The organism is Klebsiella sp. CN_Kp075 (genome assembly GCF_040065055.2).
Classification (GTDB): domain Bacteria; phylum Pseudomonadota; class Gammaproteobacteria; order Enterobacterales; family Enterobacteriaceae; genus Klebsiella; species Klebsiella aerogenes.
In genome coordinates this window covers 461997-476674 of record NZ_CM198050.1, presented here as the reverse complement: position 1 = coordinate 476674, position 14678 = coordinate 461997, and the positions used below count along the sequence as shown (strand labels likewise).

General features: G+C 52.3%; 7 protein-coding genes, 2 tRNA genes and 4 rRNA genes. 6 read left to right on the top strand and 7 right to left on the bottom strand.

Annotated elements, in window-relative coordinates:
• Positions 1 to 2 precede the first annotated feature (2 nt).
• From prmA to fis, 3 genes are all read left to right on the top strand, one after another.
• Positions 3 to 884, top strand: a complete 882-nt coding sequence (prmA, locus tag ABLV78_RS02315; RefSeq protein WP_015703628.1) for a 50S ribosomal protein L11 methyltransferase — start codon at positions 3 to 5, stop codon at positions 882 to 884.
• 358 nt (positions 885 to 1242) lie between these two features.
• Complete coding sequence (gene dusB / locus ABLV78_RS02310; protein WP_047047126.1) at positions 1243 to 2208, top strand: tRNA dihydrouridine synthase DusB; 966 nt, start codon at positions 1243 to 1245, stop codon at positions 2206 to 2208.
• Between the two features lie 24 nt (positions 2209 to 2232).
• Positions 2233 to 2529 (top strand): DNA-binding transcriptional regulator Fis, encoded by a 297-nt coding sequence (gene fis, locus ABLV78_RS02305; RefSeq protein ID WP_000462905.1) that lies wholly within the window; start codon positions 2233 to 2235, stop codon positions 2527 to 2529.
• A gap of 85 nt (positions 2530 to 2614) precedes the next feature.
• Here the strand turns inward: fis and envR are convergent, their stop codons facing one another.
• Positions 2615 to 3271 carry an acrEF/envCD operon transcriptional regulator gene (envR, locus tag ABLV78_RS02300; protein WP_047047122.1) on the bottom strand — a complete coding sequence of 219 codons (657 nt, stop codon included), beginning with the start codon at positions 3269 to 3271 and terminating at the stop codon, positions 2615 to 2617.
• Between the two features lie 355 nt (positions 3272 to 3626).
• Here envR and ABLV78_RS02295 point away from each other — a divergent pair, with 355 nt between their 5' ends.
• The 3 genes from ABLV78_RS02295 to ABLV78_RS02285 all read left to right on the top strand — a co-directional run bounded on the left by ABLV78_RS02295 (position 3627) and on the right by ABLV78_RS02285 (position 8389).
• Positions 3627 to 4766, top strand: coding sequence for an efflux RND transporter periplasmic adaptor subunit (locus ABLV78_RS02295; RefSeq protein WP_047047118.1), 1140 nt, complete (start codon positions 3627 to 3629; stop codon positions 4764 to 4766).
• Between the two features lie 13 nt (positions 4767 to 4779).
• Positions 4780 to 7890, top strand: coding sequence for an efflux RND transporter permease subunit (locus ABLV78_RS02290; protein WP_047047116.1), 3111 nt, complete (start codon positions 4780 to 4782; stop codon positions 7888 to 7890).
• 277 nt (positions 7891 to 8167) lie between these two features.
• Positions 8168 to 8389: a hypothetical protein gene (locus ABLV78_RS02285; RefSeq protein WP_015369447.1), complete on the top strand. Its 222-nt coding sequence runs from the start codon at positions 8168 to 8170 to the stop codon at positions 8387 to 8389.
• 758 nt (positions 8390 to 9147) lie between these two features.
• Here the strand turns inward: ABLV78_RS02285 and rrf (ABLV78_RS02280) are convergent.
• The 6 genes from rrf (ABLV78_RS02280) to ABLV78_RS02255 all read right to left on the bottom strand — a co-directional run bounded on the left by rrf (ABLV78_RS02280) (position 9148) and on the right by ABLV78_RS02255 (position 14389).
• Positions 9148 to 9263 (bottom strand): 5S ribosomal RNA (rrf, locus tag ABLV78_RS02280).
• A gap of 37 nt (positions 9264 to 9300) precedes the next feature.
• Positions 9301 to 9376: transfer RNA gene (locus ABLV78_RS02275), tRNA-Thr, on the bottom strand.
• 14 nt (positions 9377 to 9390) lie between these two features.
• Positions 9391 to 9506 (bottom strand): 5S ribosomal RNA (gene rrf / locus ABLV78_RS02270).
• A gap of 96 nt (positions 9507 to 9602) precedes the next feature.
• Positions 9603 to 12506: ribosomal RNA gene (locus ABLV78_RS02265) — 23S ribosomal RNA — on the bottom strand.
• Between the two features lie 182 nt (positions 12507 to 12688).
• A tRNA-Glu gene (locus ABLV78_RS02260) sits at positions 12689 to 12764 on the bottom strand.
• 85 nt (positions 12765 to 12849) lie between these two features.
• A 16S ribosomal RNA gene (locus ABLV78_RS02255) occupies positions 12850 to 14389 on the bottom strand.
• The 16S, 23S and 5S rRNA genes sit together here with 2 tRNA genes alongside, the layout of an rRNA operon.
• Positions 14390 to 14678: the final 289 nt, after the last annotated feature.

Genomic DNA, 14678 nt, shown 5'->3' with positions numbered 1-14678 from the left:
CCATGCCTTGGATCCAACTAAAACTGAATACGACCGGCGCTCACGCGGAAGAACTGAGCGACGCGCTGATGGAGGCCGGCGCGGTCTCGATTACCTTCCAGGACACCCACGACACGCCGGTGTTTGAGCCGCTGCCGGGTGAAACCCGTTTGTGGGGCGATACCGACGTTATTGGCCTGTTCGACGCGGAAAGCGACATGAACGAAGCGGTTGCTATCCTTGAGCAGCATCCGCTGCTCGGCGCAGGCTTCGCGCATAAAATTGAACAGCTGGAAGATAAAGACTGGGAACGCGAGTGGATGGATAACTTCCACCCGATGCGTTTCGGCGAACGCCTGTGGATTTGCCCGAGCTGGCGCGATGTTCCTGATGAGAATGCAGTCAACGTGATGCTTGATCCAGGACTCGCCTTTGGTACCGGTACTCACCCAACGACCGCGATGTGTCTGCAGTGGCTCGATGGCCTTGACCTTCAGGGCAAAACGGTTATCGATTTTGGCTGCGGTTCCGGCATCCTGGCGATCGCCGCGCTGAAGCTGGGCGCCGCCAAAGCTATCGGTATTGATATCGATCCGCAGGCCATTCAGGCCAGCCGTGATAACGCCCAGCGTAACGGCGTCTCCGAACGCCTTGAACTCTATTTGCCGCAGGATCAGCCAGAAGCCATGAAAGCCGATGTGGTGGTCGCAAACATCCTGGCAGGCCCGTTGCGTGAGCTGGCCCCTTTAATCAGCGTCCTGCCGGTTACAGGCGGCCTGCTGGGCCTTTCCGGAATCCTGGCAAGCCAGGCGGAAAGCGTCTGCGAAGCCTACGCCCCGCTCTTCACCCTCGACCCGGTGGTGGAGAAAGAGGAGTGGTGCCGAATTACCGGACAGAAAAACTAAGTAAGACTGCGGCCTACGGGCCGCATTTTTGTTTCCAGTAACCGCCGAATATTGCCAGGAAATGAGAGCCGGATCGCATTACGATGCCCTTTTTTGGCTACAAAAACAGCGTTTTATCCCGTCTCGTATCGCCTTCGTCTCAGAAAAATCGAGAAGTTTTGCGATTTTATAATTGGACACAAATTATCCCATTGCTAATAACGCAATGATTAATATGATAATTTATTCATGACTATTACGTTACTCCTGGATTCATTGATCTGTAACAGAGGATTGGTCAAAGTTTGGCCTTTCATCTCGCGCAAAAAATGCGTAATATACGCCGCCTTGCAGTCACAGTATGGTCATTTCTTAACTCATGCGCATCGGACACCACCAGCTCAGAAATCGCCTGATCGCAGCACCTATGGCTGGCATCACTGACAGACCATTCAGGACGCTGTGTTACGAGATGGGAGCAGGTTTAACCGTCTCCGAGATGATGTCCTCCAACCCGCAGGTATGGGAGAGCGACAAGTCCCGGTTACGGATGGTGCACATTGATGAGCCCGGTATTCGTACCGTGCAAATCGCCGGTAGCGTACCGGAAGAGATGGCCGCGGCCGCCCGTATTAACGTGGAAAGCGGCGCCCAGATTATTGATATCAATATGGGGTGCCCGGCTAAAAAGGTGAATCGTAAGCTCGCTGGTTCAGCCCTCTTGCAGTATCCCGATCAGGTGAAGTCAATCCTGACCGCGGTCGTCAAGGCAGTGGACGTTCCGGTGACTCTCAAGATTCGCACCGGTTGGGAACCGGAACACCGTAACTGTGTAGAGATTGCCCAACTGGCTGAAGAATGTGGCATTCAGGCTCTGACTATTCACGGACGCACTCGCGCCTGCTTGTTTAACGGAGAAGCTGAATACGACAGTATTCGGGCAGTTAAGCAGAAAGTTTCCATTCCGATTATCGCGAATGGCGACATTACTGACCCGCTTAAAGCCAGAGCCGTGATCGACTACACGGGGGCTGACGCCCTCATGATAGGCCGTGCGGCTCAGGGAAGACCCTGGATCTTTCGGGAAATCCAGCATTATCTGGACACTGGGGAGTTGCTGCCCCCCCTGCCGTTGGCAGAGGTTAAGCGCTTGCTTTGCGCGCACGTTCGGGAACTGCATGACTTTTACGGTCAGGCAAAAGGGTACCGAATCGCACGTAAACACGTCTCCTGGTATCTCCAGGAGCATGCTCCAAATGACCAGTTTCGGCGCACATTCAACGCCATTGAGGATGCCAGCGAACAGCTGGAGGCGTTGGAGGCATACTTCGAAAATTTTGCGTAATAGAAATAAAGAGCTGACAGAACTATGTTCGAACAACGCGTAAATTCTGACGTACTGACCGTTTCTACCGTTAACTCTCAGGATCAGGTAACTCAAAAGCCCCTGCGTGACTCGGTTAAACAGGCACTGAAGAACTATTTTGCTCAACTGAATGGTCAGGATGTTAATGATCTGTATGAGCTGGTATTGGCTGAAGTTGAACAGCCACTGTTGGACATGGTGATGCAATACACCCGTGGTAACCAGACCCGCGCTGCCCTGATGATGGGTATCAACCGCGGTACTCTGCGTAAGAAACTGAAAAAATACGGCATGAACTGATATTAATCAGTAAATTGCTGAATTAAAAAGGCGCTCTTCGGCATGGGGAAGCGCCTTTTTTTATGGCCTGATTTTTGATACTGGACTACTGCCCCACGGCAGCCATCGGCCACCCGCTATGGCCAGGTTGCTGCAGCGATAACGCCGACATAATATTGTCTACCAGCACGGGCGCCTGCTCATAGAGATTGAATTTTTCAGGGTCCATTAACCAGTTCTTAATAATTCCTGTAAAAGCGCCATGTAATATAATTAACGTGATTTCGATATTTGTTTCCGCCGGTAATAACCTGTTTCTGACACAACGTTGTAGTACGTCACGGACTATCGCGTAATTAAAGCCAATTCGCTTGCGGATTTCCGTTTCCGGCAGCATATCGCTGGCGAATTCGCATTTGTGATAAAGAATCTGTAACAGCGCCTGCTGTCGGGGTGTTTCGGCAATATATTGCAACCCGGTAATAAATTTTTTACGTAACCCCATTAACGGATTTTGGTTATCCAGTTCCCACTGCTGATGGGGCAATAACTCCCTAAGCGGCGGCTGCTGCTGCCACATTTCATTAAACAACTCCGCCTTGCTGGAAAAATGCCAGTATACCGCTCCACGCGTGACGCCAGCGGCGTCGGCGATATCAGTCAGCGTGGTATTGGTAACGCCGCGCTGTGCGAACTGCTGGATCGCGGACTCAATCAGGAGCTGACGCGTTCTTAATGCGTCCTCTTTGGTTTTTCTGGCCATAACCTTTCCCACTAGCTGCCGAACGGTGAATACAAATCTTACTGACATACCTACCAACTTAACATTCCTTAAATATTATTATTTAGCAAAAATGCAGATACAAACATTTAATAACAGAGATATCTTATACATGAGACAAATATAAACAAAGAACATATTCACAAAAGAAATATTAAAGGAAGAGGAGCTAAATCAATCGCCTGTTTTTTGTTTTTGCGTGCCTTGTTCATTGTCCAAAAATAACTATTTCTTACATCCATCGGTGATTATTTGTAGGATAACGAACCGCTTTAATATTCATTATTTCTTCGCAGATTCGCCGCCCTATCCGGCCCGTAATCTATAAGGAACAGCAATGACGAGTCATGCCAGAGTTTCTCTTTTAGCCAGCCTAATTATCTCCACCTTGTTGCTTACCGGTTGTGATAATTCAGGCGATCAACAGGCGCAGCCGCAAGCGCCTCAGGTTAGCGTACATGTGGTGCGCAGCGAACCGCTCTCCGTTACTACCGAATTACCGGGGCGGACTTCGGCTTTTCGCGTCGCTGAAGTTCGCCCCCAGGTCAGCGGCATTATCCTGAAACGCAATTTTGTCGAGGGCAGCGATATCAAGGCCGGTGAATCGCTCTATCAAATCGACCCCGCCACTTATCAGGCCGCGTGGAACAGCGCCAAAGGCGACGAGGCGAAAGCCGAAGCCGCAGCGGCTATCGCCCATCTGACTGTAAAACGCTATGTTCCTCTGCTTGGAACGAAATACATCAGCCAGCAAGAATACGATCAGGCCGTCGCCACCGCACATCAGGCCGATGCCGACGTCGTGGCGGCTAAAGCCGCGGTCGAAAGCGCCCGTATCAACCTGGCGTACACCAAAGTGACCTCGCCGATTGACGGTCGCATTGGTAAATCCAGCGTAACTGAAGGCGCACTGGTGACCAACGGCCAGGCTGACGCCATGGCGACGGTGCAGCAACTCGATCCGATTTATGTCGACGTGACCGAATCCAGCAACGATTTTATGCGTCTGAAGCAGGAAAGCCTGCAGCGTGGCGATGACAGCAAAAGCGTGCAGTTGATTATGGAAAATGGCCAGCCCTACTCCTTGAAAGGATCGCTGCAATTCTCCGATGTCACCGTCGATGAGAGTACCGGGTCCATCACGCTTCGCGCGGTATTCCCTAACCCGCAACACACTCTCCTGCCGGGCATGTTTGTTCGCGCCCGTATCGATGAAGGCATCAATCCGCAAGCGATTCTGGTACCACAGCAGGGGGTTACCCGCACGCCGCGCGGCGATGCCACGGTGATGATCGTCAATGCGCAGAACCAGGTGGAAAACCGTGAGGTCACCGCCGCGCAGGCGATAGGCGATAAATGGTTGATCACCAGCGGTCTGCAAAACGGCGACAAAGTCATCGTTAGTGGATTACAAAAGGTTCGCCCTGGCGTCACCGTGAAGGCGACGGAAGATACCGCTGCCCCAGCTGCACAATAAGGTATGAATCGCTATGTCTAAGTTCTTCATCCATCGACCGGTGTTTGCATGGGTGCTGGCAATCATCATGATGATTGCCGGTGGCCTGGCCATCATGCAGCTCCCTATTGCGCAATATCCCACGATCGCGCCGCCTGCGGTGGCGATTTCTGCTACCTATCCTGGCGCGGATGCGCAAACCGTGCAGGACACCGTCACCCAGGTTATCGAACAGAACATGAATGGTATCGATAATCTGATGTACATGTCCTCTACCAGCGACTCATCCGGTAGTGTGACCATAACGCTCACTTTCAAATCCGGCACCGATCCGGATATCGCTCAGGTTCAGGTACAGAACAAACTGCAGCTGGCGACGCCGCTGCTGCCACAGGAAGTACAGCAGCAAGGTATTAGCGTTGAGAAATCCAGCAGCAGCTTCCTGCTGGTTGCCGGTTTTATCTCTGATAATCCAAACACTACCCAGGATGATATTTCCGACTACGTTGCCTCTAACATTAAAGACCCTATTAGCCGCCTTAACGGCGTTGGCGATGTGCAATTGTTCGGCGCGCAATATGCCATGCGTATCTGGCTTGACGGCAACCTGCTGAATAAATATAACCTCACGCCGGTCGATGTTATCAACCAACTGAAGGTGCAAAACGATCAGATTGCCGCCGGGCAACTTGGCGGAACACCATCTGTTAAAGGTCAGCAGCTTAACGCCTCGATCATTGCTCAAACTCGCCTGAAAGATCCGGAGGAATTCGGTAAAGTCACGCTGCGGGTTAACGCCGATGGTTCCGTCGTTCGCCTGAAGGATGTCGCGCGCATTGAATTAGGCGGCGAGAACTATAACGTTGTCGCCCGCATTAACGGTAAACCCGCCTCTGGATTGGGGATTAAACTGGCGACCGGCGCCAATGCGCTGGATACCGCTACGGCGATTAAGGCGAAACTTGCCGAGCTGCAGCCCTTCTTCCCGCAAGGGATGAAAGTTGTTTATCCCTACGACACCACGCCATTCGTTAAAATCTCGATTCACGAAGTGGTCAAGACGCTGTTTGAAGCTATTATCCTTGTCTTCCTCGTGATGTATCTGTTCCTGCAGAATATCCGTGCCACGCTTATCCCTACAATTGCCGTGCCGGTGGTTTTGCTGGGAACTTTCGCGGTGCTGGCGATGTTCGGCTACTCCATCAACACGCTAACGATGTTCGGCATGGTGCTGGCGATTGGGCTACTGGTCGATGATGCCATCGTGGTGGTAGAGAACGTCGAGCGCGTCATGGTCGAGGACAAGCTTTCCCCCGTTGAAGCCACAGAGAAATCAATGGAGCAGATTCAGGGGGCGCTGGTTGGTATCGCCATGGTGCTCTCGGCGGTATTCGTCCCGATGGCCTTCTTTGGCGGCTCTACCGGGGCGATTTACCGCCAGTTCTCAATTACTATCGTTTCCGCAATGGCGCTCTCTGTGCTGGTCGCGTTGGTGTTGACTCCGGCGCTGTGCGCGACCATGTTAAAACCGTCATCCGCCGACCATCATGGCAAGAAGGGGTTCTTCGGCTGGTTTAACGCCAGGTTTGACCAAAGCGTTAACCATTACACCAATAGCGTAAGCGGGATCTTACGAGGTACCGGGCGCTACCTGGTCATCTACCTGCTGATCGTTATCGGCATGGCAGTACTGTTTGTCCGCCTGCCTACATCCTTCCTGCCTGATGAAGACCAGGGTGTGTTCCTGACCATGGTTCAGTTACCTGCTGGCGCTACGCAAGAGCGTACGCAAAAGGTGCTCGACTCCGTCAGCGACTACTATCTACAGAAAGAGAAAGCTAATGTTGAGAGCGTGTTCACCGTTAACGGCTTTAGCTTCAGCGGACAAGGACAAAACTCCGGTATGGCGTTTGTCAGTCTGAAACCATGGGAAGAGCGCAGCGGTTCGGAAAACGGCGTTGAAGCCATTATCAAGCGTGCCACCGCCGCATTTAGCCAGATTAAAGATGCAATGGTCTTCCCGTTCAACATGCCGGCCATCATCGAGTTAGGTACCGCGACCGGTTTCGACTTCGAGCTGATTGACCAGGGGGGCTTAGGGCATTCACAGTTGACCCAGGCTCGAAACCAGCTTTTAGGTATGGTAAGACAGCATCCGGATCAACTTGTGCGCGTACGCCCTAACGGTCTGGAGGATACGCCGCAGTTTAAACTTGACGTCGATGAAGAGAAAGCGCAGGCGCTGGGGGTCTCACTATCCGACATTAACGAAACCATCTCGGCAGCCCTCGGCGGCTACTACGTAAATGACTTTATAGACCGCGGCCGCGTGAAGAAAGTCTATGTTCAGGCCGAAGCGGAATTCCGAATGTTACCAAGCGATATCAATAACATGTACGTTCGCAGCGCCAACGGCGAGATGGTGCCCTTCTCAGCGTTTGTCACCTCGCATTGGGTATATGGCTCCCCACGACTGGAACGTTACAACGGCCTGCCTTCAATGGAGATCCTCGGCGAAGCGGCTCCGGGCAAGAGTACAGGGGAAGCGATGGCGCTGATGGAACAACTCGCCAGTAAACTACCTACGGGTATTGGCTATGACTGGACCGGCATGTCCTATCAGGAGCGTCTATCAGGTAACCAGGCGCCAGCGTTATATGCTATTTCGCTGATAGTCGTCTTTCTCTGCCTGGCAGCGCTCTATGAAAGCTGGTCTATTCCATTCTCAGTTATGCTGGTTGTGCCATTAGGGGTTATCGGCGCATTATTAGCAGCTTCGCTTAGAGGGTTGAATAATGACGTTTATTTCCAGGTTGGCCTGCTAACGACTATTGGTTTATCTGCGAAGAACGCTATTCTTATTGTCGAGTTCGCTAAAGATCTTATGGATAAAGAAGGGAAAGGTATTATTGAGGCAACCCTGGAGGCATCCCGTATGCGTCTACGCCCTATATTAATGACTTCATTAGCCTTTATTCTTGGGGTCATGCCGTTAGTGATTAGCCATGGCGCTGGTAGCGGCGCGCAAAACGCTGTCGGTACGGGTGTGATGGGCGGTATGCTTACTGCAACGCTATTGGCCATCTTCTTCGTGCCGGTGTTCTTTGTGGTCGTAAGGCGTCGCTTTACCCGTCACGCAGAATAATCGACTATAATTATCAAGGCGCCACGCGGCGCCTTTTTTTATATTTATCAGAACAACAAGTTAGTAGAAATATTAATTTTTCATCCTCGACTAACGCATTTTTATATCCCTTCCTGCATATTCTCTTCATTATTTCTCATTTCTCTTCACGATATTTACACTGCTCATAATTTGAGATTATTTCCCCTTCCAGGCCTGGGTCATTGCGGTGGTAAAATAAGCTATTCCGTTATGTGTTAACAACGTTGACAGCAAACGGTTATTTAGAGGTAATACCATGAAAAAATTAATATTAGTGACATTGTTAGCAACGTTGCTTGCTGGCTGTGCCCATGATTCCCCGTGCGTGCCTGTCTATGACTCGCAGGGCCGACTGGTGCATACCAATACCTGTGTAAAAGGCACAACACAGGATAACTGGGAAACGGCTGGCGCGATCGCCGGTGGGGCCGCAGCGGTTGCCGGTCTCACGTTAGGTATCGTGGCGCTGACTCGTTAGCAATTCCTCTCCATGAATGCTCAGCCTGGAGGCGTTCCCTTTGGCTCAGTCGCCAGAAAAACAAAAGGCCCAGTCGTGTGACTGGGCCTTTTGTTTACGTTGATATGGCAGCGGCTTTTCCCGGAGGCGGTGCTGCGCACCTTTTCCGGGCTACGGGTTGCGTAGCCCCGGTAAGCGTAGCGACACCGGGGGAGATGGCGGCGTGTCTGGCCGCAAAAGACAAAAGCAGAAAGCCCGGTCTTCCGACTGAGCCTTTCGTTTACGTTGCTATGGCAGCGGCTTTCCCCGGAGGCGGTGCTGCGCACCTTTTCCGGGCTACGGGTTGCGTAGCCCCGGTAAGCGCAGCGCCACCGGGAGAGATGGCGGTGTGTCTGGGCGTAAAACACAAAAAAAGCCCGGTCTTCCGACTGAGCCTTTCGTTTACGTTGATATGGCAGCGGCTTTTCCCGGAGGCGGCGCGATGCGCCTTTTCCGGGCTACGGGTTGCGTAGCCCCGGTAAGCGTAGCGCCACCGGGGAACTGGTGCCGCGTCTGGCCGCAAAACATAAAAACAAAAGGCCCAGTCTTTCGACTGAGCCTTTCGTTTACGTTGCTATGGCAGCGGCTTTCCCCGGAGGCGGCGCGATGCGCCTTTTCCGGGCTACGGGTTGCGTAGCCCCGGTAAGCATAGCGCCACCGGGGAACTGGTGCCGCATCTGGCCGCAAAACATAAAAACAAAAGGCCCAGTCTTTCGACTGAGCCTTTTGTTTTATTTGATGCCTGGCAATTCCCTACTCTCACATGGGGAGACCCCACACTACCATCGGCGCTACGGCGTTTCACTTCTGAGTTCGGCATGGGGTCAGGTGGGACCACCGCGCTCTCGTCGCCAGGCAAATTCTTTACAAGTGCCGAACTTTAACCTAAAAAGTGGTGCTGATACCCAGAGTCGAACTGGGGACCTCACCCTTACCAAGGGTGCGCTCTACCAACTGAGCCATATCAGCACGCTAAATTTGATGCCTGGCAGTTCCCTACTCTCACATGGGGAGACCCCACACTACCATCGGCGCTACGGCGTTTCACTTCTGAGTTCGGCATGGGGTCAGGTGGGACCACCGCGCTATCGCCGCCAGGCAAATTCTGTTTTATCAGCCCGTCATTACGACGCACTGATTAATCTGTATCAGGCTGAAAATCATCTCAAATCCGCCAAAACAGCTTCGGCGTTGTAAGGTTAAGCCTCACGGTTCATTAGTATCGGTTAGCTCAACGTATCGCTACGCTTACACACCCGACCTATCAACGTCATCGTCTTTAACGTTCCTTCAGGAGACTTAAAGTCTCAGGGAGAACTCATCTCGGGGCAAGTTTCGTGCTTAGATGCTTTCAGCACTTATCTCTTCCGCATTTAGCTACCGGGCAATGCCATTGGCATGACAACCCGAACACCAGTGATGCGTCCACTCCGGTCCTCTCGTACTAGGAGCAGCCCCCCTCAATTCTCCAGCGCCCACGGCAGATAGGGACCGAACTGTCTCACGACGTTCTAAACCCAGCTCGCGTACCACTTTAAATGGCGAACAGCCATACCCTTGGGACCTACTTCAGCCCCAGGATGTGATGAGCCGACATCGAGGTGCCAAACACCGCCGTCGATATGAACTCTTGGGCGGTATCAGCCTGTTATCCCCGGAGTACCTTTTATCCGTTGAGCGATGGCCCTTCCATTCAGAACCACCGGATCACTATGACCTGCTTTCGCACCTGCTCGCGCCGTCACGCTCGCAGTCAAGCTAGCTTATGCCATTGCACTAACCTCCTGATGTCCGACCAGGATTAGCTAACCTTCGTGCTCCTCCGTTACTCTTTGGGAGGAGACCGCCCCAGTCAAACTACCCACCAGACACTGTCCGCAACCCCGATTAGGGGCCAACGTTAGAACATCAAACATTAAAGGGTGGTATTTCAAGGTTGGCTCCACGCAGACTGGCGTCCACGCTTCAAAGCCTCCCACCTATCCTACACATCAAGGCTCAATGTTCAGTGTCAAGCTATAGTAAAGGTTCACGGGGTCTTTCCGTCTTGCCGCGGGTACACTGCATCTTCACAGCGAGTTCAATTTCACTGAGTCTCGGGTGGAGACAGCCTGGCCATCATTACGCCATTCGTGCAGGTCGGAACTTACCCGACAAGGAATTTCGCTACCTTAGGACCGTTATAGTTACGGCCGCCGTTTACCGGGGCTTCGATCAAGAGCTTCTCCTTACGGATAACCCCATCAATTAACCTTCCGGCACCGGGCAGGCGTCACACCGTATACGTCCACTTTCGTGTTTGCACAGTGCTGTGTTTTTAATAAACAGTTGCAGCCAGCTGGTATCTTCGACTGATTTCAGCTCCACCCGCAGGGGCTTCACCTACATATCAGCGTGCCTTCTCCCGAAGTTACGGCACCATTTTGCCTAGTTCCTTCACCCGAGTTCTCTCAAGCGCCTTGGTATTCTCTACCTGACCACCTGTGTCGGTTTGGGGTACGATTTGATGTTACCTGATGCTTAGAGGCTTTTCCTGGAAGCAGGGCATTTGTTACTTCAGCACCGTAGTGCCTCGTCATCACACCTCAGCGTTAAAAGGTACCGGATTTACCTGGAACCTCCGCCTACATGCTTAAACCGGGACAACCGTCGCCCGGCTAACATAGCCTTCTCCGTCCCCCCTTCGCAGTAACACCAAGTACAGGAATATTAACCTGTTTCCCATCGACTACGCCTTTCGGCCTCGCCTTAGGGGTCGACTCACCCTGCCCCGATTAACGTTGGACAGGAACCCTTGGTCTTCCGGCGTGCGGGCTTTTCACCCGCATTATCGTTACTTATGTCAGCATTCGCACTTCTGATACCTCCAGCAACCCTCACAGGCCACCTTCGCAGGCTTACAGAACGCTCCCCTACCCAACAACACATAGTGTCGCTGCCGCAGCTTCGGTGCACAGTTTAGCCCCGTTACATCTTCCGCGCAGGCCGACTCGACCAGTGAGCTATTACGCTTTCTTTAAATGATGGCTGCTTCTAAGCCAACATCCTGGCTGTCTGTGCCTTCCCACATCGTTTCCCACTTAACTGTGACTTTGGGACCTTAGCTGGCGGTCTGGGTTGTTTCCCTCTTCACGACGGACGTTAGCACCCGCCGTGTGTCTCCCGTGATAACATTCTTCGGTATTCGTAGTTTGCATCGGGTTGGTAAGTCGGGATGACCCCCTAGCCGAAACAGTGCTCTACCCCCGAAGATGAGTTCACGAGGCGCTACCTAAATAGCTTTCGGGGAGAACCAGCTATCTCCCGGTTTGATTGGCCTTTCACCCCCAGCCACAAGTCATCCGCTAATTTTTCAACATTAGTCGGTTCGGTCCTCCAGTTAGTGTTACCCAACCTTCAACCTGCCCATGGCTAGATCACCGGGTTTCGGGTCTATACCCTGCAACTTAACGCCCAGTTAAGACTCGGTTTCCCTGCGGCTCCCCTATACGGTTAACCTTGCTACAGAATATAAGTCGCTGACCCATTATACAAAAGGTACGCAGTCACACCCGAAGGTGCTCCCACTGCTTGTACGTACACGGTTTCAGGTTCTTTTTCACTCCCCTCGCCGGGGTTCTTTTCGCCTTTCCCTCACGGTACTGGTTCACTATCGGTCAGTCAGGAGTATTTAGCCTTGGAGGATGGTCCCCCCATATTCAGACAGGATACCACGTGTCCCGCCCTACTCTTCGAGTTCACAGCCTGTGCATTTTGGTGTACGGGACTATCACCCTGTACCGTCGGACTTTCCAGACCGTTCCACTAACACACAAGCTGATTCAGACTCTGGGCTGCTCCCCGTTCGCTCGCCGCTACTGGGGGAATCTCGGTTGATTTCTTTTCCTCGGGGTACTTAGATGTTTCAGTTCCCCCGGTTCGCCTCGTTAACCTATGTATTCAGTTAACGATAGTGTGACGAATCACACTGGGTTTCCCCATTCGGACATCGCCGGCTATAACGGTTCATATCACCTTACCGACGCTTTTCGCAGATTAGCACGTCCTTCATCGCCTCTGACTGCCAGGGCATCCACCGTGTACGCTTAGTCGCTTAACCTCACAACCCGAAGATGTTTCACTTCTGATTGCGAAAATTTGAGAGACTCGAACACACATTAACTGTGTGTCGTTTCAATTTTCAGCTTGATCCAGATTTTTAAAGAGCAAATATCTCAAACGTCACCCGAAGATGAGTTTTGAGATATGTCGGCGCGCGTCTTTCACTCACGAACCAGCAAGTGGCGTCCCCTAGGGGATTCGAACCCCTGTTACCGCCGTGAAAGGGCGGTGTCCTGGGCCTCTAGACGAAGGGGACACTGAAGTCTCAATCGCAAGACGCCTTGCTTCTTTACTTTCATCAGACAATCTGTGTGAGCACTACAAAGGCAGGTTCTTTAAGGTAAGGAGGTGATCCAACCGCAGGTTCCCCTACGGTTACCTTGTTACGACTTCACCCCAGTCATGAATCACAAAGTGGTAAGCGCCCTCCCGAAGGTTAAGCTACCTACTTCTTTTGCAACCCACTCCCATGGTGTGACGGGCGGTGTGTACAAGGCCCGGGAACGTATTCACCGTAGCATTCTGATCTACGATTACTAGCGATTCCGACTTCATGGAGTCGAGTTGCAGACTCCAATCCGGACTACGACATACTTTATGAGGTCCGCTTGCTCTCGCGAGGTCGCTTCTCTTTGTATATGCCATTGTAGCACGTGTGTAGCCCTACTCGTAAGGGCCATGATGACTTGACGTCATCCCCACCTTCCTCCAGTTTATCACTGGCAGTCTCCTTTGAGTTCCCGGCCGAACCGCTGGCAACAAAGGATAAGGGTTGCGCTCGTTGCGGGACTTAACCCAACATTTCACAACACGAGCTGACGACAGCCATGCAGCACCTGTCTCAGAGTTCCCGAAGGCACCAAAGCATCTCTGCTAAGTTCTCTGGATGTCAAGAGTAGGTAAGGTTCTTCGCGTTGCATCGAATTAAACCACATGCTCCACCGCTTGTGCGGGCCCCCGTCAATTCATTTGAGTTTTAACCTTGCGGCCGTACTCCCCAGGCGGTCGACTTAACGCGTTAGCTCCGGAAGCCACGCCTCAAGGGCACAACCTCCAAGTCGACATCGTTTACGGCGTGGACTACCAGGGTATCTAATCCTGTTTGCTCCCCACGCTTTCGCACCTGAGCGTCAGTCTTTGTCCAGGGGGCCGCCTTCGCCACCGGTATTCCTCCAGATCTCTACGCATTTCACCGCTACACCTGGAATTCTACCCCCCTCTACAAGACTCTAGCCTGCCAGTTTCGAATGCAGTTCCCAGGTTGAGCCCGGGGATTTCACATCCGACTTGACAGACCGCCTGCGTGCGCTTTACGCCCAGTAATTCCGATTAACGCTTGCACCCTCCGTATTACCGCGGCTGCTGGCACGGAGTTAGCCGGTGCTTCTTCTGCGAGTAACGTCAATCGCTAAGGTTATTAACCTTAACGCCTTCCTCCTCGCTGAAAGTACTTTACAACCCGAAGGCCTTCTTCATACACGCGGCATGGCTGCATCAGGCTTGCGCCCATTGTGCAATATTCCCCACTGCTGCCTCCCGTAGGAGTCTGGACCGTGTCTCAGTTCCAGTGTGGCTGGTCATCCTCTCAGACCAGCTAGGGATCGTCGCCTAGGTGAGCCATTACCCCACCTACTAGCTAATCCCATCTGGGCACATCTGATGGCATGAGGCCCGAAGGTCCCCCACTTTGGTCTTGCGACGTTATGCGGTATTAGCTACCGTTTCCAGTAGTTATCCCCCTCCATCAGGCAGTTTCCCAGACATTACTCACCCGTCCGCCGCTCGTCACCCGAGAGCAAGCTCTCTGTGCTACCGCTCGACTTGCATGTGTTAGGCCTGCCGCCAGCGTTCAATCTGAGCCATGATCAAACTCTTCAATTTAAGTTTGATGCTCGTGAATTAAACTTCGTAATGAATTACGCATGTTCACTCAGAGACTTGGTATTCATTTATTGTCCGAAGACATTAAGAATCCATGTCACTTTGAGTGCCCACACAGATTGTCTGATAAATTGTTAAAGAGCAGTTGCGACGCGCTTTAGCGCTCTGTCGCGAGGTGGCGTATATTACGCTTTCCTCTTTCAGAGTCAACCCTGAATTTCAGAATTTTTCTCTTCAACCGAACCGGCTGTTTGTGTGAAGTGATTCACATCTGCCGTGTCAGTGGGTG

Excerpts from the sequence above, each read along its gene's own strand:
- dusB (WP_047047126.1), top strand. The coding sequence starts at position 1,243 with ATGCGCATCGGACACCACCAGCTCAGAAATCGCCTGATCGCAGCACCT.
- ABLV78_RS02295 (WP_047047118.1), top strand. The coding sequence starts at position 3,627 with ATGACGAGTCATGCCAGAGTTTCTCTTTTAGCCAGCCTAATTATCTCC.
- prmA (WP_015703628.1), top strand. The coding sequence starts at position 3 with ATGCCTTGGATCCAACTAAAACTGAATACGACCGGCGCTCACGCGGAA.
- fis (WP_000462905.1), top strand. The coding sequence starts at position 2,233 with ATGTTCGAACAACGCGTAAATTCTGACGTACTGACCGTTTCTACCGTT.
- ABLV78_RS02290 (WP_047047116.1), top strand. The coding sequence starts at position 4,780 with ATGTCTAAGTTCTTCATCCATCGACCGGTGTTTGCATGGGTGCTGGCA.
- ABLV78_RS02285 (WP_015369447.1), top strand. The coding sequence starts at position 8,168 with ATGAAAAAATTAATATTAGTGACATTGTTAGCAACGTTGCTTGCTGGC.
- envR (WP_047047122.1), bottom strand. The coding sequence starts at position 3,271 with ATGGCCAGAAAAACCAAAGAGGACGCATTAAGAACGCGTCAGCTCCTG.